Consider the following 20,020-nt stretch of genomic DNA (forward strand, 5'->3'; position numbering starts at 1 on the left):
TATCAACTCGGTCGTATAATGAAACAAAGGTTCTTCCGGTTCCGGCATGGCTGTTAGAATGCCATTCCATTTAAGCGGCAATTTGGAAATGGACGTGCCGAAGTTGGCCGCGGCCAATTGGTCACCGGGCGCTGCCTGCCGCAGGGCCGTGTTTTTTTGGCCACAGTTCCTCCACGAAAACGACATGGTGATGCAGATTTTTGCCAAGATTTTGCCGCGATGACACTTGCGGATTCCTATATGGCTCCCGTGCGGTCGTATTCGCCGACTGCTACGCGGGGGTACCCTTGAAGTGCGCCTCGCATTCCAAACCTGTTAGGGCCATTCAAAATGAATATCAGAACTATCCTTTTTGCCTCCGTTGCCGCCCTTGCCGCGGCCTCCGGAGCCCGCGCAGCCGACGCCATCGTGGCGGCGGAACCCGAGCCCGTGGAATATGTTCGCGTTTGCGACGCCTACGGTACCGGCTATTTTTATATTCCGGGGACGGAAACATGCCTTTCGATCGGCGGTTATATCCGTACCGAAGTGCGCTTCGGTCAGCAGATATCCGGCGATTCCGACGTAGACTTCTGGACTCGTGGTCAGGTCACCTTCCAGACCAAGAACGACACCGAGTACGGTACGCTCACCGGCGTCATCACACTGCGTTACAATGCCGACGATGCCTCCGATCAGGAAGCATTGCTCGATGAAGGCTATCTCGACATTGCCGGTTTCCGCGCCGGTAAGCTGTACAGCTGGTGGGATGACGACATGAGCGGCGAGACCGATACGCTCGCCAGCAACGAGACGACCCACAACTCGATCCGTTATCAGTACGAGAATGGCGCTTTCGCGGCCGGCATCTCGGTCGAAGTCTACGCCACCAAGCCGGGCGACGGCCCGAACAACTTTGGTGTCGCAGGCCAGGTCTCCTACAAGGCCGGCGCCATCAGCGCTTACCTGCTTGCCGGTTACGACACCGACACCAGCGAAGTCGCTGTCCGCGGTATCGTTTATGCCGACATCGGCCCGGGCACGCTCGGCATTGCCGGCGTATGGGCAAGCGGCGCCAACTACTACTACGAAGAGTCCGAATGGACGATCGCAGCAGAGTATGCCTTGAAGATCAACGACAAGTGGTCGGTCACCCCGGGCTTCCAGTACTTCGAGAACATCGCTCTCGAGGCTGACGGCAACGGTTTCACCGGCGGCAGCGCCTACACGACCGGTGTCACCATCGACTACCAGATCGTCGAAGACCTGCGTTCGAAGCTCAGCGTGCAATATCACGATGAGGACGAAGGCGACGACGAAGTGTTCGGCTTCCTGCGCTTCCAGCGCGATTTCTAAGATAGTCTGATTGCAGACGAGCGGGCGCGGCCTTCGGGCCGCGCCTTTTTTATGATGCCGAAACGTGTGAGCGGTTTTCGGACGACATCATGCTCCCGCTATTCAATTTGGACGTCATACCCGTGAATCGGCGATGAAATCGGAATAGTATTCGTCGACCGTTCGTGCCTTGCGCATGGCGACAAGCGTGCCGTCCGATTGCAGCCGCCTGGCGATCGCAGAAAGCACGTTCAGATATTCGCCGCGATTGTTTTCCCCGAAGAGCAGCACGAAGGCGATATCCGTCGGGATATCGTCGATCGCCTCGAAATCCAGCGGATGGGCAAAGCGGAGGAGAAGGCCGCGCGGGCTGGTCATGCCGTCGATTGCCGCATGCGGGATGGCGATGCCGTTGCCGATCCCCGTCGAGCCGAGCTTCTCACGCGCTTCGAGCGCCTTCAGGATGGTCTGGCCGTCGACGGAGAAAGCCTTGGCGGCCTTGTCGGCGATGGTCTGCAGCGCGCGCCATTTCGTCGGCGCCGACACGCCGATGAAGGTGTGTTCCGGGCGGATGATGTTGGGAAGGTTCATGTCATTCTCGATACTGTTCGGCTCGATACTGTTCGGCTCGATAGTGTTCCGGCAGCGGGAGGGAAGGGAGTTCAATCCGGTTCCCTGAGCCGGTAGCCAACGCCGGTCTCGGTGGTGATATAGTGCGGCTGGTCGGGAATCTGCTCGACCTTTTGCCGCAGCTGCCGGACATAGACGCGCAGATACTGCACATCCGCCGCCGGCCCCCATACCTGCTTTAGAAGAAACTGGTGTGTCAGCACCTTGCCGGCATGCTGGGCGAGCACGCGCAGGATGTCGTATTCCTTCGGCGACAGCTTTATTTCCGCGCCTTCGACCTTGACGATGCGCTTGACGAGATCGATCGACAGCCCGCCGGTCTGGAAGATCGCCTTTTCGCCCTGTTGCTGCAGGCGGTGGCGCAGCGCCACGCGGATGCGGGCGCCGAGTTCGTTGATGCCGAAGGGCTTGGTGACGTAATCGTCGGCGCCGCTTTCCAGCGCCTTGACGATACCGGCCTCGTCGGTGCGGCTGGACAGAATGACGACGGGCATGGAAAGCCCTTCGTCGCGCCACACCTGCAGCAAGTCGTGGCCTGATGTGTCGGGCAGGCCGAGGTCGAGCACGATGAGGTCGGGCATGTCGTCGGCGACCGACTGACGGGCGGCGGCGGCGTTCGGCGCCTCGCGCACCTCGTAGCCCTGCGCGGTCAGGCCGACGCGGAGCAGCTTGCGGATCGGAGGCTCGTCGTCGACGACGAGGATCTTGACGGCTGAACCGGTCATCGGAGTTCATCCACTTTCGGAATGTCGTTGGGTTTCGGCAGGCGGATGGTGAAGACGGCGCCCGGACGGCCCGTCCGGTTGCCGGCGGTGATCGTGCCGCCCATCGCCTCGATGAAGCCGCGGCAGATGGAAAGGCCAAGCCCGGTGCCGGCGCGCACCTGATCGCCCTTGCGCACGCGGTAGAAGGTGTCAAAGACGCGGGTGAGATCGGTCGGCGGAATGCCTGGGCCTTCGTCCGAAATCTGCACGACGACGTTGTCGGCATCGGCCCAGCCCTCGATATGGATCACCGATTGCTCGGGCGCATATTTCGCGGCATTGTCGAGCAGGTTGAAGATCACCTGCTCAAACAGGACGGGGTCGACGCGCACCATCGGCAAGTCGGCGGGAATACTCATCTCTGTCTTGTGGCCGTCGAGGATCTTTGCGGCACGGCGAAGTGCGCTGCCGACGATATCGCCGGCATAATGCAGTGCCGAGTTCGGTTCCATCGCGCCGGATTCGATCTTGGTCATGTCGAGCAGATTGGCGATGAAGCGGTTGAGGCGTTCGGATTCGTCGACGACGGTCGACAGCAGATCGCTGCGATCCTCCTCCGGCATCGAGGCGAAATAGTCGCGCAGCGTGCCGGCGGCGCCGAGGATGGCGGCAAGCGGTGTCTTCAGGTCGTGCGAGATCGATGTCAGCAGCGCAGAGCGCAACCGATCGGCTTCGGCCCCAAGTCTTGCCCGGTCGACATCGGCGACGAGCTGCACACGTTCGATGGCAAGGGCCGCCTGGTCGTCGAGCGCATCGAGCAGCCGCTGTTGCTCCGGCGTCAGCAGCGGCCCGTCGCGGCGGTCGCTGTCGAGGCCGATGACGCCGACGGCGGTGCGCCCGGTTCTCAGCGGCACATAGAGGCGCTTGGCGCCGGGCAGGGTATCGGCGCCGCGGCCGGCGGCGTGGTTGTGCTCCCAGGCCCAGCGGGCGGCGGCAATATCCGCGTCATCGAGCGTATCATCAGGCGGATAACCGGCCTTGACGGCGATGCTGCCCTCTTCCGGCAGCAGCAGCACGACGCGGACCTTCAGCATCGAGGCAAGCTGGAAGGCGGTTGCCCAGAGCACGTCATCGAGCGTGCCGGTGCCGGCGAGCTTTTTCGAGAAGAGATAGAGATCTTCGGTCGTGCGCGCCCGCTGGCGGGCGGCGGCGGCCTGGCGCTGCACGGTCGCCGTCAGGTTGCTGGCGATGATGGCGACGCCCAGGAAGAAGAAGAGCGCAAGCACGCTTTCCGGATCGCTGATCGTCAGCGTGTAGCGCGGCGGCAGGAAGAAGAAGTTGAAGGACAGCGCGCTGAGGATGCAACTGTAAAGGGCCGGCCGCAGGCCGTGGAGGACGGCTGAGGTCAGCACGGCCATCAGAAAGACGAGGGCGAGGTTGCGCACGTCGAGCACCTGGTCGAGCACGACGCCGACGGCGAGCGCGATGGCGACATAACCGGTCGCCAGCAGATAGGCCCTGAGATCCAGTGGCGGCGGGGTGGCCGCCGCCCTCACGCCGCGCGCGGTGGTGCCGTCCTTCTCATTGCCGGAAATGACATGGACGCTGATCTCGCCGGCCCTGCGGATCAGCTCGTCGGTGATCGAGCGGCCCCACCAGTCCCGCCATGTCGGCTTCTTCGGGGCGCCGATGACGATATGGGTGACGTTGTTGGCAGTGGCGTGGCCGACGAGCTCTTCAGCCACCTCGCGACCGGGAAGGGTAATCGCCTCGCCACCGAGCTGCTCGGCGAGGCGCAGCGTCGCGGCGACGGTATCGCGTTCGGCTTCGGTCAGATTGATCGAGCGGTTGGTCTCGATATAGACGGCGGCCCATGGCGCACGCAGCCGCGAGGCCATGCGGGCGGCGTAACGCACCAGCGAAGCGGAACGTGAATGGTGGTCGACCGAGACGAGCACCCGCTCGCCCGCCGCCCATGGGCCGGAAATTGCATGGGCCTGCATATGGGAAAGCAACTGGTCGTCGACGCGCTGGGCGGTCTTGCGCAGCGCAAGTTCTCTGAGCGCCGTCAGGTTGCCTGGCGTGAAATAGTTGGTCAGCGCCCGCTCGGCGGTGCGCGGCATGTAGACCTTGCCGTCATGCAGGCGCTTAATCAGATCATCCGGCGTCAGGTCGATGATCTCGATGTCGTCGGCAAGATCGATGATCGAGTCCGGCACCGTCTCGCGCACACGGATGCGGGTGATCTGCGAGACGACGTCGTTCAGGCTTTCGACATGCTGGATGTTCAGCGTCGTATAGACATCGATGCCGCGATCGAGCAATTCCTTGACGTCGAGATAGCGCTTCGGATGGCGGCTGCCCTCGGCATTGGTATGGGCGAGTTCGTCGACCAGCACGAGATCAGGCCGGCGGGCGAGGATACCGTCGAGGTCCATTTCCTCGAGCGGCCGGCCCTTGTAGCTGATTTCGACGCGAGGGATGATTTCGAAGCCGGCGATAAGCGCTTCGGTCTCCTTGCGGCCGTGGGTCTCGACGACGCCGATGACGACATCGAGACCGTCGGCGATCTTGGCACGGCCGGAGACGAGCATCTCGTAGGTCTTGCCGACGCCGGGGGCGGCTCCGAGAAAGATCTTCAGACGGCCGCGCGTTTCAGCCCGGGCTTTTTCGAGAAGCGCATCGGGCGAGGGCCTGCCGGCCTGGTCGCGATTGTCGTCTGGCATGCGTATGGTCTTTCTGCAGATGACTGCCGAGGACGGGCGACATCTCCCTGTCCCTCCTCCCTGTGACGGGCACAGGGAGGAGGGATGGAAAGGGCGCCCAGCCTGCCAGGGTCACTGAGTCATAGAAGCATCAAGGCTCTGATTCAACGCCAGAACATTGACTGTGGGTTCGCCGAGAATGCCGAGTTCGCGGCCTTGGACGGCGCCGTCGACCAGCGCCTTGACCTTGGCCTCATCAAGGCTTCGCGCCTTGGCAACACGCGCCACCTGGAAATAGGCAGCCTCCGGCGAGATATCGGGATCGAGGCCGCTGCCCGAAGCGGTGACAAGGTCGGCAGGCACGTCAGCCGTCGGGTTTGCCGCCTTGGCGGTGTTATAGTCGCCCTTGACGCGGTCGATCAGCTTCTGGCTGGTCGGGCCGAGGTTCGAGCCGCTGGAGGCGGCCGCATTGTAGCCGTCGCCGGCGGCCGAGGGACGGCCGTGGAAATACTTGTCGCTGGTGAAGGCCTGGCCGATCAGCGTCGAGCCGATCACCTGGCCGTTGTTCTCGATCAGGCTGCCGTTCGCCTGGGCCGGGAAGAGGGCCTGGGCGGCACCCGTCATGGCGAGCGGATAAAGCAGGCCGGTAATGGCGGTGGTGGCGACGATCATGACGACCGCCGGACGAAGTTCTTTCAACATTGTCTTACTCCTTGGAGTGCTTTCAGGCTTCCGTTACGCAAGGCCGAGGGCTGCGACAGCCATGTCGATCGCCTTGATGCCGATGAAGGGGACGATGATGCCGCCGGCGCCGTAGATCAGCAGGTTGCGCGACAACAGCGCACCGGCGCCGATCGGACGGTAGCGGACACCCTTCAACGACAGCGGGATCAGCGCGATGATGATCAGTGCATTGAAGATGATTGCCGAGAGTATGGCGCTTTGCGGCGTCGACAATCCCATGATGTTCAAGACGCCGAGCTGCGGGTAGAAGGTCAGGAACATCGCCGGGATGATGGCGAAGTACTTGGCGATGTCGTTGGCGATCGAAAACGTCGTCAGCGCGCCGCGCGTCATCAACAGTTGCTTGCCGATCTCGACGATCTCGATGAGCTTCGTCGGGTCTGAGTCGAGATCGACCATGTTTCCGGCCTCGCGGGCGGCGACCGTGCCGGTGTTCATGGCGACGCCGACATCGGCCTGGGCGAGCGCCGGCGCATCGTTGGTGCCGTCGCCGCACATGGCGACGAGCTTGCCCTTCGACTGTTCCTTGCGCATCAGCGCCAGCTTCATCTCTGGCGTGGCTTGGGCGAGGAAGTCGTCGACGCCGGCCTCGGCGGCGATGGCCGCTGCCGTCAGCGGGTTGTCGCCTGTTATCATCACGGTGCGGATGCCCATGCGGCGAAGCTCGGTGAAACGCTCGCGGATGCCGCCCTTGACGATATCCTTCAGCTGGATGACGCCGAGCAGCCTGCCGTCGCGGGCAACGGCGAGCGGCGTGCCGCCGGATTTGGCGACCTCGTCGGAGATCGATTGCAGTTCGCGGACGATCTCGCTGCCGTTTTTCGAGGATGCATCGCCGTTGACATGAGCCAGCACCGCATCGACCGCACCCTTGCGGATCGAGGAACCGTCGAGATCGACACCGCTCATGCGGGTCTGGGCGGTGAAGGGCACGAAGGTTGCCTTCAGGCTTGCCATGTCGCGGCCGCGGATCGCGTATTTCTCCTTGGCGAGCACGACGATGGAGCGGCCTTCCGGCGTTTCGTCGGCAAGCGAGGCGAGCTGGGCGGCATCGGCGAGATCTTGTTCGGACACGCCGCGGACCGGACGGAAGGTCGTCGCCTGGCGATTGCCGAGGGTGATCGTGCCGGTCTTGTCGAGCAGGAGTGTATCGACGTCGCCGGCGGCTTCGACCGCGCGGCCGGACATGGCGAGCACGTTGAAGCGGACGAGGCGGTCCATGCCGGCAATGCCGATTGCCGACAGCAGCGCGCCGATCGTCGTCGGGATCAGCGTGACGAAGAGGGCGACGAGCACGATGATCGGGATCGAGCCACCGGCATAGATGGCAAAGCTCGGGATCGTCGCGGTGGCAAGCACGAAGATCAGCGTCATGCCGGCAAGCAGGATGTTGAGCGCGATCTCGTTCGGGGTCTTCTGGCGTTCGGCACCTTCGACGAGCGCGATCATCCGGTCGAGGAAGGTCGAGCCGGCCGCCGCGGTGATGCGCACGCGGATCCAGTCGGAAAGCACCTGCGTGCCACCGGTGACGGCCGAGCGATCGCCGCCGGATTCACGGATGACAGGGGCGGATTCGCCTGTTATCGCCGCTTCGTTGACGGAGGCGACACCTTCGATGACTTCGCCGTCCGAGGGGATGATGTCGCCGGCCTCGACGAGCACGAGGTCGCCGACCTTGAGGCTGGTGCCCGGCACCATGCGGTAGCCGCTGCCATTGTTGGCGGTGAGCAGTTTGGCCTGGGTTTCGGTGCGCGCCTTGCGCAGCGAATCTGCCTGCGCCTTGCCGCGGCCTTCGGCGACGGCTTCGGCGAAATTGGCAAACAGCACGGTGAACCAGAGCCAGATATTGATCTGGAACGAGAAGCCGAGATTGCCGTTGCCCGCCACCAGATCGCGCAGGAAAAGAACGGTGGTCAGTACCGAGACCGTTGCCACGACAAACATGACCGGGTTTCTGGCAAGCGCCCGCGGGTTGAGCTTCTTGAAAGCGGCCCCCACGGCGGGAATGAGGATGCGAGAGTCCATGACGCTCGCGGATTTTGCCTGGCTCATAAGAGACTCCAGCTTTGAAACGAGGATGGCGAACCGGAAGCCGGTCAGCCCTGTAAGATTTTGAAGATGGCGGCGATGACGAGGAGGCCTGCCATCATCACCAGGATGATGTCGGAGGCTTGGGGTCTCGGGCCATTCCCTCGTCCCGGCGCACCGGGACGAGGGTGGAAGGCGTTGCGAAGCCTGTGACGGAGGATCATGGCACCACCTCAGAAGGTCTGGCCGGCGATCATGACCAGGTGCTCGACGACAGGGCCAAGCGCCAGCGCCGGGAAGAAGGTCAGGCCGCCGACGATCAGGATCGTGCCGACGAGCAGGCCGACGAACAGCGGACCATCCGTCGGGAAGGTGCCTGCCGAGGCTGGAACCGACTTCTTGGCGATCAGCGAACCGGCAATGGCAAGCGCCGGGATGATGACCAGGAAGCGGCCCATCAGCATGCCGAGGCCAAGGGTGATGTTGTACCAGGGCGTATTGCCGGTGAGGCCGCCGAAAGCCGAGCCGTTATTGGCCGCAGCCGAGCTATAGGCATAGAGGATTTCGGAGAAGCCGTGCGGACCGGCGGTCCCGACCGATGCAACCGCACTCGGAAGGACGCTTGCGATTGCGGTGAAGACCAGCATGGCGAGGGGCAGGCAGAGGATGGCGAGAACGGCCATTTTCATTTCTTTCGCCTCGATTTTCTTGCCGAGATATTCCGGCGTGCGGCCAACCATCAGGCCGGCGACGAAGACTGCGACGATGATGAAGAGCAGGATGCCGTAGAAACCCGCGCCGACACCGCCGACGATGACTTCGCCGAGCTGCATGTTGATCAGTGGGATGAGGCCGCCGAGTGCGGTGAAGCTGCCATGCATCGCATTGACGGCGCCGCACGAGGCCGCGGTGGTGATGACCGCAAAGAGCGAGGACAGGGCGACGCCGAAGCGGACTTCCTTGCCTTCCATGTTGCCGCCGCCAAGACCGAAAGCATGCATAAGCGGGTTGCCGGCAGCTTCCGCCCAATAGGTGACACCGACACCGGCGATGAACAGGATGCCCATCGTGGCAAGGATCGCCCAGCCCTGGCGCTGGTTGCCGACCATGCGGCCGAAGACGTTGGTCAAAGCCGCGCCGATCGCGAAGATCGAGACCATCTGGATGAGATTGGAGATCGCGTCGGGATTTTCGAACGGATGGGCGGAATTGGCATTGAAGAAGCCGCCGCCATTGGTGCCGAGCATCTTGATCGCAAGCTGCGAGGCGACAGGCCCTACCGCAATCGTCTGCTGCGCACCTTCGAGCGTGGTGGCATTGACATAAGCGCCAAGCGTCTGCGGCACGCCGAGGTAGACGTAGACCAGTGTCAGCACGATGCAGATCGGCAGCAGCACATAGAAGGTTGCCCTCGTCATATCGACCCAGAAATTGCCGACGACCTTGCCCGAAGCGCGCGAGAAGGCGCGGATGAAGGCGAGCGCGATGGCGATGCCCGTCGCCGCAGAGACGAAGTTCTGGACGGTGAAGCCGGCCATCTGGGTCAGATAGGACATCGTGCTTTCGCCGCCGTAGTTCTGCCAGTTGGTGTTGCTGACGAAGCTGACGGCGGTGTTGAAGGAAAGCTCGGGCGGGACGGCTGCCATGCCGGCCGGATTATAGGGAAGGCCGGCCTGCAGGCGTTGCAGCGCGTAAAGTATGATGACACCAAGCAGGCTGAAGAGCAGCACGGCGAAGGCATAAGAGGTCCAATGCTGTTCCTCGCCTTCGCTGGTGCCGGCAAGGCGGTAAAGCCCCCGTTCGATCGGAACGAGGACCGGTGACAGGAAAGTGCGCTCGCCGCTGAAGACACGCGTCATGTAACCGCCGAGCGGTTTGACGAGCACGAGGACGATCCCGCAGTAAAGCAGGATCTGAAGCCATCCGTTGAGGGTCATGGAGGTAAACTTTCAATACCCGGCTGCCTCTCGGTCGCGCATGCGCGACCGCAGAAGTGCCAGTTCTCTTCAAAAGCGTTCTGGGCGAAGGAGAGCGTAGGTGAGGTAGACGGTGAGAAACACGGTCACGGCACCGCTCAAGACATAATCGAGGGTCATCGTCGTTTCTCCGGTCAAAGCCTGTCGCAGGCTCGGGTGTAGGCAAAGCACAGCGCGAAGAATATGATCGCGGTGCTAAGTAAAGTGATATCCATCATGATCGTGACTCCTGTTGTTCTTCTTGGAGTCAGACAAGACAAAGGGCGCTGGGAGGCTGCCTTTCATGCTTTCTGGCGTGGAGATGATCTTCCGACCTCTCGCACATCAATATGGAGCCGAAGCGCATAAGGGTTCGAGACGGACGACGGGCCATCAATATAAAAATCTTATAAATGCCCTTACGGGGCCGCTCGCCATCGGACCAGCCTGGTGCGGTTTTCGGACGGGCCGCTGCCGGTGCCGAGCCGCGGCAGATCTGCGTGAGCAGTTTTTCATTTGTTGAGCAAAAGCCTTCTCAATCTGGTTGAATTGGGAAGGCTTCGGGCTTTATAGTCGGCTTCAACGCTGCCCGATGAAACCATGGGCAAGCCACTAGGGAAGGAAACCGACGATGACCAAAGTCCGTGCGCTTGTCCTCGAGCGCCAGCATGAGCTTGCGCTCCGCGATATCGATCTGCCGCTCGAAACCGGCCCCGGCGAGGTAAAGATCAGGATCCACACGGTCGGCGTCTGCGGTTCAGACGTGCATTATTACACGCACGGCAAGATCGGCCCCTTCATCGTCAACGCGCCGATGGTGCTCGGCCATGAGGCGGCGGGCACGGTGGTCGAGGTCGGCGCCGGCGTCACGCATCTGAAAGTCGGCGACCGCGTCTGCATGGAGCCCGGCATTCCCGATCCGAATTCCAAGGCAAGCCGGCTCGGCATGTACAATATCGACCCGGCCGTGACCTTCTGGGCGACCCCGCCGATCCACGGCGTGCTGACGCCGGAGGTCGTGCATCCCGCCAACTACACCTTCAAGCTGCCCGACAATGTCAGCTTCGCCGAAGGCGCCATGGTCGAGCCCTTCGCCGTCGGCATGCAGGCGGCCACCAAGGCGAAGATTACGCCTGGTGATACTGCCGTCGTCCTCGGCGCCGGGCCGATCGGCACGATGGTGGCGATCGCGGCGCTTGCCGGCGGCTGCGCCCGCGCGATCGTCGCCGATCTTGCCCAGCCGAAGCTCGATATCGCCGCGCAGTACCAGGGCGTCATTCCGGTCAATATCCGCGAGAAGAACCTGGCCGAAGAGGTTGCCCGGCTGACCGACGGCTGGGGCGCCGATGTCGTCTTCGAATGCTCCGGCTCGCCGAAGGCCTGGGAGACGATCATGGCGCTGCCGCGCCCAGGCGGCGTCATCGTCGTCGTCGGCCTGCCGGTCAACCCGATCGGCTTCGACGTCTCGACGGCATCCACCAAGGAAATCCGCATCGAGACAGTGTTCCGCTACGCGCATCAGTATGAGCGCTCGATCGCGCTGCTCGGCTCGGGACGCGTGGATCTGAAGCCGCTGATATCAGAGACCTTTAAGTTCGAAGATTCGATCAAGGCGTTTGATCGCGCCGTCGAGGCCCGGCCAAGCGACGTGAAGCTGCAGATCGTGATGGACTAGAGCATGATGATGCCGAAAAGTGTGATCGGTTTTCGGACAACAACATGCTCCAACTATATAATTTAGAACAAGATTCGGGTTTTAGGCCGACCCGGCCTAAAATCATCCTGTTCTAGGACGTCATACCGCTATGAGTGCCTGGCGCTCAGTTTCATCTTGCGAAAGACAAGGGCCGCGGCTGCGACGACAGCCGCGGCTCCGATTGCAATCAGCAGATGACGGTGCAGCGGAAGGTGGCCCAATGTCTGTTGGATGCCGTGCCCGAAGAGATAGCCGAGCGCCGTGAAAAGCTGCCCCCACGCAAACGCGGCCACGGCATTCAGGATGATGAATTTTCCGGTCGCTATTCGCGTTGTCCCGATGACGATCGGGCTGATCGTCCGCAATCCCACCAGGAAACGAAACGCAAGGATGAAGCCGGTCGGATATCTTTCCAGAAGGCGGGTGGCGCGCGCCAGCGCCGGCCTTTCCATCAGCCGGCGCACGAGACCCCATCGAGCCGCATAACGGCCGGCGAAGAACCAGAACTGATCGCCGGCGAAGGATCCTGCCGTTGCCGCGAGCGACGCCGACCAATAGGTCAGCAGTCCGCGGTGGGAAATGACGCCGCCGAGGAAGGCGGCTGTTTCGCCTTCGAAGGCCGCGCCCAGAAATATCGCCAACAGGCCGTAGTGCTCGATCAGCAGTTCGATAGACACTCAGCCCGCCTCCAGCTGTCGATTTCGAAGCATCAATTCATCGCTAAACCGGCTTCAAATCCCCAAGCAGCGTCGGGATCAGCTCCGACACCGTCGGATGGATAGGCACCGACCATTGCAATGCGGGATAGGTCGTTCCTGCATTCATCGCATCGATGATGCCGTGGATCACCTCGTCGCCCTCGATGCCGAGTATCGCCGCGCCGAGGATTTTTTTGGTCTCGGCGTCGGCGATCACCTTCATGAATCCCTTGGTCTCGCCGCGCTCGTTGGCGCGGCCGACGCGGCTCATCGGCCGGGTCGAGATCAGGATCTTGTGTCCCGAGGCGCGCGCCTGCTTCTCCGTCATGCCGACACGGCCAAGCGGCGGGTCGATATAGAGCGCATAGGCCAGGATGCGGCTCGAGAGTTTGCGGTCGTCGCTGTCGAGCAGATTGGCGGCGGCGATCTCGAAATCATTGTAGGAGGTGTGAGTGAAGGCGCCGTGGCCGTTACAGTCGCCGAGCGCCCAGATGCCGTCGACATTGGTGGCAAGCTTGTCGTCGACGGTAATGAAGCCGCGTCCGTCGGTGATGACGCCGGCGGCATCGAGGCCGAGATCGTCGGTGTTCGGTTTGCGGCCGGTGGCAATCAGCACATGGCTCGCATCGATCCTCGCTGAATCGGTGGCGACCGTTATTCCGTCGCTGCTCTTGGAAAAGGCGATCTCGCTGGCGCCGGTATGAATGTCGATGCCCTCCGAGCGCAGGACGTCGGCGATCGCGTCGGATATATCCTCGTCCTCGCGCGATGCGAGCTTCGGACCATGCTCGATAACGCTGACTTCGGCGCCGAAACGGCGATACATCTGCGCGAATTCCAGCCCGATATAACTGCCGCCGATGACGGCCAGATGCCGTGGCAGGGAGTCGAGATCGATGATCGAAGTGCTGGTGAGGTAATCGATATCGTTGATCCCGGGCAGATCGGGGATGACTGGCCGTGCTCCGACATTGAGAAAGATGCGCGGTGCGGTCAGTGTTTCGCCGTTGACGCTGACGGTCTTCGGGTCCTCGAAACGGGCGTGGCCATAGATAACGGTCATGCCGTCCATGCCGGCGAACCAGCCGATCAGGCCGTTGCGGGCGTTCATGGTCACGGTTTCGGCGCGCGCCCTGACCACCTTCATGTCGATGGCGATCTGGCCTGGGATATTGACGCCGTAGGTGGCGCCGTTTCTTGCGACATGGGCGGCGCGGGCGCTGGCGACCAGCGTTTTCGTCGGCATGCAGCCGGCGTTGACGCAGGTGCCGCCGAGGAACTTGCGCTCGATCAGCGCCACCTTCATGCCCTTTTCGACCATCCTTGCGGCAAGAAACGGGCCGGCCTGGCCGGCGCCGATAACGATGGCGTCGAAGCTTTTCATGCGACGGCCCCCACGATCAGCACCGCGCCGATGACGGCGACGGCATCCTCGATGAGAGCGGCCGGCAGATCCTTGCCGAAGGACGCGGCAAGTCTGCCGCGGACGGCGGCGCCACCATATGTGCCGATGACGGCGCCGATCACGCCGGCAATCAGCCCGCCGAAAAGCAGGCTGCTGGCGGCGCCGATCGTGGCGCCGGCCAGCGCGCCGGAGACGATGCGGGCGCCGAACTGCATCGGCACCTTGCGCGACGGCGTGGTCGGCAACTGGTCAGCGATCAGTTCGACGATGGCGAGAAGCGTGAAGATCCACGGCGTCCACTGGTAACCCATGAAGGCAAGCGGCGTCTGCGAGACATCAAACCATCCAAGCGCCGCGCCCCAGGCAACGGCGGCAGGCGCGGTCATCGTGCGAAGCCCGGCAATGACACCAATCAGTAATGCAAGAAGCAGAAACATGCATGATCCCCTTTTTGCCGGCTCTTGCCGTCGTCAGGGAAGGTTGCACATTGTCAGGCGCGTGGCAATTCGCCCTTTCGCGTCAAAGGCTAAGCGCGTCGCGTCAAACCGGAATCATGCGACGCGCTTAGGTCTCTGTTTTATGCACACCGTTGTCCCAAAACCGCTGCACACTTTTGGGCGGCATGTATTAGTTCGCAAAGGCGGCAATGCCGGTGATCGCCCGGCCGATGATCAGCGCGTGGATGTCGTGCGTGCCCTCATAGGTGTTGACCACTTCGAGGTTGACGAGATGACGGGCGATGCCGAATTCGTCGGAGATGCCGTTGCCGCCGAGCATGTCGCGGGCCGCCCGCGCAATCTCCAGCGCCTTGCCGCAGCTGTTGCGCTTCAAGATCGAGGTCAGCTCCACCGGCGGATGGCCTTCCTCCTTCATGCGGCCAAGCCGCAGGCAGCCTTGAAGGCCGAGCGAGATCTCCGCCGCCATGTCGGCGAGCTTCTTCTGGATCAGCTGGTTGGCGGCAAGCGGCCGGCCGAACTGCTTGCGCTCGAGCGTATATTGCCGGGCTCTGGCATAACAATCCTCGGCAGCACCAAGTGCGCCCCAGGCGATGCCGAAACGGGCCGAGTTGAGGCAGGTGAATGGTCCCTTGAGGCCGGTGACATCAGGCAGAAGGTTTTCCTCCGGCACGAAGACCCCGTCCATCACCACTTCGCCTGTTATCGAGGCGCGCAAGCCCACCTTGCCGTGGATGGCGGGAGCCGAAAGCCCTTTCCAGCCCTTTTCGAGGATGAAGCCACGGATGAGGCCGTCCTCGGTCTTTGCCCAGACGACGAAGACATCGGCGATCGGCGCGTTGGAGATCCAGGTCTTCGAGCCGGTGAGGCTGTAGCCGCCGTCGACCTTCTTGGCGCGTGTCGCCATCGAGCCGGGGTCGGAGCCATGATCGGGTTCGGTCAGGCCGAAGCAGCCGATCCATTCGCCGGTGGCGAGTTTCGGCAGGTATTTCAGCTTCTGCGCCTCAGACCCGAAGGTTTCGATCGGCACCATCACCAGTGAGGACTGGACGCTCATCATCGAGCGGTAACCGCTGTCGACCTTTTCGACCTCGCGGGCGATCAGGCCGTAGGCGACGTAACCGAGACCGGCGCCGCCATAATCCGGCGAGATGGTCGGGCCGAGCAGCCCGAGTTCACCCATTTCGCGGAAGATCTCAGGATCGGTCTTTTCATTGCGGAAGGCGTCGAGAACGCGGGGAGCAAGCTTTTCCTGCGCATAGGCATGGGCGGTGTCCTGCACCATGCGCTCTTCGCTGGTCAGTTGCTCTACCAGGCGGAACGGATCGGCCCAGTCGAAAACTTCGCGCGTATGCTGCATGGCGGTGTCTCCTCAGCTTGCCTCGCTCAAGTTGGCCATAGACCCGCCAGCCGACCGCGTCAACAGACGGCGGTCGCGTCGAAAAGACAGGCCCGGCCATCTTTTCAAAAGCGTCGGCATGATCCACTTTGCCCACGATCGATTCTGGAACGAGGAGGCGGAAATGTCGTCAAGCGATCTGTTCGTATCGGCCGAAGGCGCCGAATGGGTCAATCCCGAGCCCGGCGTCGTCAGGCGCATCATGACCTATCTGCCCGAGATGATGCTGGTGGAAGTGGTCTTCGAAAGCGGCGCCGTGGGTGCGGCCCATTCTCATCCGCACATCCAGGCCAGCTACGTCGCCGAAGGCAGTTTCGAAGTGACGATCGACGACCGGACCGAAGTGCTGAAACAGGGCGGCAGCTTCATCGTGCCCCCCAATCTGGTCCACGGCGTCAAGGCGCTGGAAAAGGGCCGGCTGATCGATGCTTTCACCCCGCATCGGACTGAATTCCTGAAGTAGTCAGGTTTCCACCTTTGCCCGGCGCGCCGGGCCGGCAGCGGTGACATAGGGCGGCACGAAGCGCGCATCCTCGCCGCGCACCGCCTCGCGCAGGAAGTCGATGACGGCGCGCACGCGCGGCGCCTGTTTGAGGTCGCGATGACAGGTGATCCAGTAATGGCGCTTGAGGTCGATCTCGTCTGGCAGCACGCGCACGAGTTCGGGATAACGGCTGGCGAAGAAATAAGGCAGGATGCAAAGGCCGAGACCGTTTCTGGTTGCAGTAAGCTGTGCGAAGATGCTGGAGCTCTGGAACTGCGGCTTGATGCGCGGGTGCACATCGCCCAGATAATCCAGGCCCGGCGCGAAAATCATCTCCTCGATATAGCTGACGAAGGGATGGCCGAGCAGGTCTTCACGGCAGCTGATCGGTGCGGCCTTCGCCAGATAGTCGCGCGAGCCATAGATCTGCAGATGATAGTCGGTCAGCTTCTCGGCAAAATACGGCCCGCCCTTCGGCTCATCGAGCACGACGGAAAGATCGGCCTCCTTGCGCGACAGCGACATGATCTGCTGGATCGTCACCAGTTCGAGCGATAGATGCGGATGCTGGGCGGCAAACTGCGGCAGCACGGTTGCGAAGAAGAAGTTGGCAAAACCCTCCGGCGCGCTGAGCCGCACCAGGCCGCGCTGCGCCATCGAGCCGTCGGCGAGGTCGGCGCGCAGCCGCTCGGTCTCCTGTTCCATCCTCTCGGCCGTCTCGACGAAGCGGGTGCCCATGGCGGTCAACACGTAACCGCGCGGATTGCGCTCGAACAGCTTGACCTTGAGGGTGAACTCCAGTCGGTCGATGCGGCGCGAGACGGTGGCATGGCTGGAGCGCAGCTGGCGGGCCGCCGTCGACAGCTGTCCCGTGCGGGCGACGGCTAGAAAAAACTGCAGATCGTCCCAAGTAAACTGCGGTGGATTGTTCATCGCGGTCCCCTCTGTTCAAAAACGAACAGATACTGTTTGGAATTAGTTGTAAATCACCCGTTGCCTCAGGGCGGAATTTCCGTGATCGTAGGGAAAGGGTCCGTCGTTCTGAGGAGTGCGGCTGGCCAAATTTGAACAGATCCGCAATCTGGCCAATCTCTGGGAGGAGATCATATGCGAAAGAATCTCATTGCATCAGTTGCATTTCTGCTTGCAAGCAGCACAGCGGTGCTCGCGCAGAGCGCGACCGACGGCAAGGTCAAGATCGGCATCCTGAACGACCAGTCGGGTGTCTATGCCGATTTCGGCGGCAAGTCCTCCGTCGAAGCCGCCAAGATGGCGGTCGAGGATTTCGGCGGCAAGGTGCTGGATGTTCCGGTCGAGATCGTCGATGCCGACCACCAGAACAAGCCTGATATCGCCTCCAATATCGCCCGCCAATGGTACGATACCGAGCAGGTGGATGCGATCATGGAACTGACGACCTCGTCCGTGGCGCTCGCCGTGCAGGCAATCGCCAAGGAGAAAAAGAAGATCGACATCGTCACGGGTGCTGCGACGACGGATCTGACCGGCAAGGCCTGCTCGCCTTATGGCTTCCACTGGGCCTATGACACCCATGCACTGGCCGTCGGCACCGGTGGCGCGCTCGTCAAGCAGGGCGGCGATAGCTGGTTCTTCCTGACTGCCGACTATGCCTTCGGCTATTCGCTGGAACAGCAGACCAGCGATTATGTCAAGGCAAGCGGCGGCAAGGTGGTCGGCGCCGTCCGCCATCCGCTCTCGACCCAGGACTTCTCGTCCTTCCTGTTGCAGGCGCAATCGTCCGGCGCCAAGGTGATCGGCCTTGCCAATGCCGGCCTCGACACCTCGAACGCCATCAAGCAAGCGGCCGAATTCGGCATCACCCAGGGCGGCCAGCATCTGGCGGCGCTGCTCTTCACGCTCGCCGAAGTCCATGGCCTCGGCCTCGAAGCGGCTCAAGGGTTGACGCTGACGGAAGGGTTTTACTGGAATCGCGACGACGAAAGCCGCGCCTTCGCCAAAAAATTCTTCGCCCGCACAGGCAAGATGCCGAACATGATCCATACGGGCACCTATTCGGCAGTGACGCAATATCTGAAGGCGGTGCAGAAGGCCGGCACCGACGAGACGGAAGCCGTCGCCAAGCAGTTGCATGAACTGCCGGTCGATGACGTCTTCGGCCGCGGCGGCACGGTCGGCGCCAATGGCCGGATGATCCATGACATGTACCTGCTGCAGGTCAAGAAGCCTTCCGAAAGCAAGGAGCCGTGGGATTATTTCAACGTGCTCGCCACCATTCCCGGCAAGGAAGCCTATATCGATCCCGCCAAGAGCGGCTGCGATCTGGTGAAGTAGGCACGATGGCGGTTTCCGCAATTGAAACTCAGGAAAAGCCGCGGGTGGTCTTGTCCGCCCGCGGCCTGCGCCGTGATTTCGGCGGCTTCACCGCCGTCAAGAATGTCGATCTCGACGTGCATGACGCAAGTGTGCATGCGCTGATCGGCCCGAATGGCGCCGGCAAGACGACGGTCTTCAATCTGCTGACGAAGTTCCTGCAGCCGACCTCAGGCACGATCACGCTGATGGGCACCGATATCACCAAGACGCCGCCCGACAAGGTGGCGCGCATGGGGCTGGTCCGCTCTTTCCAGATCTCGGCGGTCTTCCCGCATCTGACCGTTCTCGACAATGTGCGCGTGGCGCTGCAGCGACCGAACCATCTTTCCACGCAGTTCTGGCGGCCGATTTCGGCGCTCGACCGGCTGAATGGGCGCGCCGAGCAATTGCTGGCCAGCGTCGGGCTTTCCAAGGAGCGTGACCATATCGCCGCCGATCTTTCCTATGGCCGCAAGCGCGTGCTGGAGATCGCGACAACGCTGGCGCTGGATCCGAAGGTGCTGCTGCTCGACGAGCCGATGGCCGGCATGGGCCAGGAGGATGTCGGCGTCGTTTCGTCGATCATCCGCGAGGTCGCCCGCGACCGGGCGGTGCTGATGGTCGAACACAATCTCTCCGTCGTCGCCAATATCTGCCAGCACGTCACCGTGCTGCAGCGCGGCGAGATCCTCGCCGCGGGCGATTATGCCACCGTCAGCCAGGATGAGCGCGTACGCGTGGCCTATATGGGCACGGAGGAGCATTGATGGCCACTCTCCTCGAAGTCCAGGGGCTCAATGCCTGGTACGGCGAAAGCCACGTCCTGCACGGCGTCGACATGCGTGTGGCCGAAGGCGAGATGATCACCATTCTCGGCCGAAACGGCGTCGGCAAGACGACGACGCTGCGTACCATCACCGGCATTGTGCGTGCCCGGAAGGGCAAGATCAGCTTTGCCGGCAGCGACATGATGCAGGTGCCGCTGCACAAGACGGCTCATCGGGGCATCGGATTCGTGCCGGAGGAGCGCGGCATCTTCTCGACGCTCACCGTTTCGGAAAACCTGCTGCTGCCGCCTGTCGTGGCAGAAGGGGGGATGACGCTCGACGAAATCTACGAGCTCTTTCCCAATCTCTACGAGCGCCGCGGCAGCCCGGGCACCAAACTATCAGGCGGCGAGCAGCAGATGCTGGCGATCGCCCGAATCCTGCGCACCGGCGTCAGGCTGCTCATTCTCGACGAACCGACGGAGGGGCTTGCCCCCGTGATCGTCCAGCGCATCGGCGAGGTGCTAAAGACCCTGAAGGAGCGCGGCATGACGATCCTGCTCGTCGAGCAGAATTTCCGTTTCGCCAGCCGTATTGCCGATCGCTTCTATCTGATGGATCATGGGCAGATGGTGTCGGAATTCCCGGTCGGTGAACTACCGCAGCGCATGGATACGCTGCACAAGGTTCTGGGAGTGTGAC

18 protein-coding genes are annotated in these 20,020 nt (G+C 62.3%); 6 read left to right on the forward strand and 12 right to left on the reverse strand.

Annotated features, from left to right (window positions below):
- The first annotated feature begins 330 nt into the window (after nt 1-330).
- Nucleotides 331-1,335: a porin gene (locus AC244Q_RS30500; protein WP_128407965.1), complete on the forward strand. Its 1,005-nt coding sequence runs from the start codon at nt 331-333 to the stop codon at nt 1,333-1,335.
- A 114-nt stretch (nt 1,336-1,449) separates the two neighbouring features.
- Here the strand turns inward: AC244Q_RS30500 and AC244Q_RS30505 are convergent, their stop codons facing one another.
- From AC244Q_RS30505 to AC244Q_RS30535, 7 genes are all read right to left on the reverse strand, one after another.
- Nucleotides 1,450-1,905 (reverse strand): PTS sugar transporter subunit IIA, encoded by a 456-nt coding sequence (locus tag AC244Q_RS30505; protein WP_003553925.1) that lies wholly within the window; start codon nt 1,903-1,905, stop codon nt 1,450-1,452.
- A 71-nt stretch (nt 1,906-1,976) separates the two neighbouring features.
- Complete coding sequence (locus tag AC244Q_RS30510) at nt 1,977-2,669, reverse strand: response regulator transcription factor (RefSeq protein WP_012763295.1); 693 nt, start codon at nt 2,667-2,669, stop codon at nt 1,977-1,979.
- Complete coding sequence (locus tag AC244Q_RS30515; RefSeq protein ID WP_128407964.1) at nt 2,666-5,374, reverse strand: sensor histidine kinase; 2,709 nt, start codon at nt 5,372-5,374, stop codon at nt 2,666-2,668. The genes AC244Q_RS30510 and AC244Q_RS30515 overlap by 4 nt, the downstream gene beginning before the upstream one ends.
- Before the next feature lie 111 nt (nt 5,375-5,485).
- A complete protein-coding gene (kdpC, locus tag AC244Q_RS30520; RefSeq protein ID WP_128407963.1) occupies nt 5,486-6,055 on the reverse strand; it encodes a potassium-transporting ATPase subunit KdpC in 570 nt (189 codons plus the stop codon).
- Nucleotides 6,056-6,088: 33 nt separating this feature from the next.
- A complete protein-coding gene (kdpB, locus tag AC244Q_RS30525; RefSeq protein ID WP_128407962.1) occupies nt 6,089-8,149 on the reverse strand; it encodes a potassium-transporting ATPase subunit KdpB in 2,061 nt (686 codons plus the stop codon).
- A gap of 209 nt (nt 8,150-8,358) precedes the next feature.
- Nucleotides 8,359-10,062: a potassium-transporting ATPase subunit KdpA gene (kdpA, locus tag AC244Q_RS30530; RefSeq protein WP_128407961.1), complete on the reverse strand. Its 1,704-nt coding sequence runs from the start codon at nt 10,060-10,062 to the stop codon at nt 8,359-8,361.
- 69 nt (nt 10,063-10,131) lie between these two features.
- Nucleotides 10,132-10,221 (reverse strand): K(+)-transporting ATPase subunit F, encoded by a 90-nt coding sequence (locus AC244Q_RS30535; RefSeq protein WP_003547774.1) that lies wholly within the window; start codon nt 10,219-10,221, stop codon nt 10,132-10,134.
- Between the two features lie 490 nt (nt 10,222-10,711).
- Here AC244Q_RS30535 and AC244Q_RS30540 point away from each other — a divergent pair, with 490 nt between their 5' ends.
- Nucleotides 10,712-11,755: an NAD(P)-dependent alcohol dehydrogenase gene (locus AC244Q_RS30540; protein ID WP_012763290.1), complete on the forward strand. Its 1,044-nt coding sequence runs from the start codon at nt 10,712-10,714 to the stop codon at nt 11,753-11,755.
- Between the two features lie 128 nt (nt 11,756-11,883).
- Here the strand turns inward: AC244Q_RS30540 and AC244Q_RS30545 are convergent, their stop codons facing one another.
- From AC244Q_RS30545 to AC244Q_RS30560, 4 genes are all read right to left on the reverse strand, one after another.
- The gene (locus tag AC244Q_RS30545; RefSeq protein WP_003553910.1) at nt 11,884-12,453 is read right to left on the reverse strand and encodes a DedA family protein; all 570 of its coding nucleotides are present in this window, start codon (nt 12,451-12,453) and stop codon (nt 11,884-11,886) included.
- Nucleotides 12,454-12,496: 43 nt separating this feature from the next.
- On the reverse strand, nt 12,497-13,858 hold the full coding sequence (locus AC244Q_RS30550; protein WP_128407202.1) for an FAD-containing oxidoreductase: 1,362 nt from the start codon (nt 13,856-13,858) through the stop codon (nt 12,497-12,499).
- Nucleotides 13,855-14,316: a DUF4126 family protein gene (locus AC244Q_RS30555; protein ID WP_003553906.1), complete on the reverse strand. Its 462-nt coding sequence runs from the start codon at nt 14,314-14,316 to the stop codon at nt 13,855-13,857. The genes AC244Q_RS30550 and AC244Q_RS30555 overlap by 4 nt, the downstream gene beginning before the upstream one ends.
- Before the next feature lie 190 nt (nt 14,317-14,506).
- Nucleotides 14,507-15,694: an acyl-CoA dehydrogenase gene (locus tag AC244Q_RS30560; RefSeq protein ID WP_012763286.1), complete on the reverse strand. Its 1,188-nt coding sequence runs from the start codon at nt 15,692-15,694 to the stop codon at nt 14,507-14,509.
- 163 nt (nt 15,695-15,857) lie between these two features.
- Between AC244Q_RS30560 and AC244Q_RS30565 the strand changes: the two genes are divergently transcribed.
- Nucleotides 15,858-16,196, forward strand: coding sequence for a cupin domain-containing protein (locus AC244Q_RS30565; protein ID WP_003553902.1), 339 nt, complete (start codon nt 15,858-15,860; stop codon nt 16,194-16,196).
- Here AC244Q_RS30565 and AC244Q_RS30570 read toward each other — a convergent pair whose 3' ends face one another.
- Nucleotides 16,197-17,150, reverse strand: a complete 954-nt coding sequence (locus AC244Q_RS30570) for a LysR family transcriptional regulator (protein ID WP_003553900.1) — start codon at nt 17,148-17,150, stop codon at nt 16,197-16,199.
- A gap of 174 nt (nt 17,151-17,324) precedes the next feature.
- Here AC244Q_RS30570 and AC244Q_RS30575 point away from each other — a divergent pair, with 174 nt between their 5' ends.
- From AC244Q_RS30575 to AC244Q_RS30585, 3 genes are read left to right on the forward strand one after another with little or no spacing between them, the layout of a single operon-like run.
- Entirely contained in the window at nt 17,325-18,530 is a 1,206-nt protein-coding gene (locus AC244Q_RS30575) for an ABC transporter substrate-binding protein (RefSeq protein ID WP_003553898.1), read from the forward strand.
- Nucleotides 18,531-18,535: 5 nt separating this feature from the next.
- Nucleotides 18,536-19,318 carry an ABC transporter ATP-binding protein gene (locus AC244Q_RS30580; protein ID WP_128407203.1) on the forward strand — a complete coding sequence of 261 codons (783 nt, stop codon included), beginning with the start codon at nt 18,536-18,538 and terminating at the stop codon, nt 19,316-19,318.
- The gene (locus AC244Q_RS30585) at nt 19,318-20,019 is read left to right on the forward strand and encodes an ABC transporter ATP-binding protein (RefSeq protein WP_128407204.1); all 702 of its coding nucleotides are present in this window, start codon (nt 19,318-19,320) and stop codon (nt 20,017-20,019) included. Before AC244Q_RS30580 ends, AC244Q_RS30585 begins: the two co-directional genes overlap by 1 nt.
- The last annotated feature ends 1 nt before the right edge of the window (nt 20,020 follow it).

It is taken from the genome of Rhizobium sp. CB2179 (assembly GCF_057653455.1).

What these genes read in the sequence shown, in the direction of transcription:
- AC244Q_RS30515 (WP_128407964.1), bottom strand. Translation starts at nt 5,374, where the DNA reads ATGCCAGACGACAATCGCGACCAGGCCGGCAGGCCCTCGCCCGATGCG.
- AC244Q_RS30585 (WP_128407204.1), top strand. Translation starts at nt 19,318, where the DNA reads ATGGCCACTCTCCTCGAAGTCCAGGGGCTCAATGCCTGGTACGGCGAA.
- AC244Q_RS30535 (WP_003547774.1), bottom strand. Translation starts at nt 10,221, where the DNA reads ATGACCCTCGATTATGTCTTGAGCGGTGCCGTGACCGTGTTTCTCACC.
- AC244Q_RS30565 (WP_003553902.1), top strand. Translation starts at nt 15,858, where the DNA reads ATGTCGTCAAGCGATCTGTTCGTATCGGCCGAAGGCGCCGAATGGGTC.
- AC244Q_RS30570 (WP_003553900.1), bottom strand. Translation starts at nt 17,150, where the DNA reads ATGAACAATCCACCGCAGTTTACTTGGGACGATCTGCAGTTTTTTCTA.
- AC244Q_RS30540 (WP_012763290.1), top strand. Translation starts at nt 10,712, where the DNA reads ATGACCAAAGTCCGTGCGCTTGTCCTCGAGCGCCAGCATGAGCTTGCG.
- AC244Q_RS30560 (WP_012763286.1), bottom strand. Translation starts at nt 15,694, where the DNA reads ATGCAGCATACGCGCGAAGTTTTCGACTGGGCCGATCCGTTCCGCCTG.
- AC244Q_RS30580 (WP_128407203.1), top strand. Translation starts at nt 18,536, where the DNA reads ATGGCGGTTTCCGCAATTGAAACTCAGGAAAAGCCGCGGGTGGTCTTG.
- AC244Q_RS30500 (WP_128407965.1), top strand. Translation starts at nt 331, where the DNA reads ATGAATATCAGAACTATCCTTTTTGCCTCCGTTGCCGCCCTTGCCGCG.
- AC244Q_RS30575 (WP_003553898.1), top strand. Translation starts at nt 17,325, where the DNA reads ATGCGAAAGAATCTCATTGCATCAGTTGCATTTCTGCTTGCAAGCAGC.
- AC244Q_RS30505 (WP_003553925.1), bottom strand. Translation starts at nt 1,905, where the DNA reads ATGAACCTTCCCAACATCATCCGCCCGGAACACACCTTCATCGGCGTG.
- AC244Q_RS30510 (WP_012763295.1), bottom strand. Translation starts at nt 2,669, where the DNA reads ATGACCGGTTCAGCCGTCAAGATCCTCGTCGTCGACGACGAGCCTCCG.
- kdpA (WP_128407961.1), bottom strand. Translation starts at nt 10,062, where the DNA reads ATGACCCTCAACGGATGGCTTCAGATCCTGCTTTACTGCGGGATCGTC.
- AC244Q_RS30555 (WP_003553906.1), bottom strand. Translation starts at nt 14,316, where the DNA reads ATGTTTCTGCTTCTTGCATTACTGATTGGTGTCATTGCCGGGCTTCGC.
- kdpC (WP_128407963.1), bottom strand. Translation starts at nt 6,055, where the DNA reads ATGTTGAAAGAACTTCGTCCGGCGGTCGTCATGATCGTCGCCACCACC.
- AC244Q_RS30550 (WP_128407202.1), bottom strand. Translation starts at nt 13,858, where the DNA reads ATGAAAAGCTTCGACGCCATCGTTATCGGCGCCGGCCAGGCCGGCCCG.
- kdpB (WP_128407962.1), bottom strand. Translation starts at nt 8,149, where the DNA reads ATGAGCCAGGCAAAATCCGCGAGCGTCATGGACTCTCGCATCCTCATT.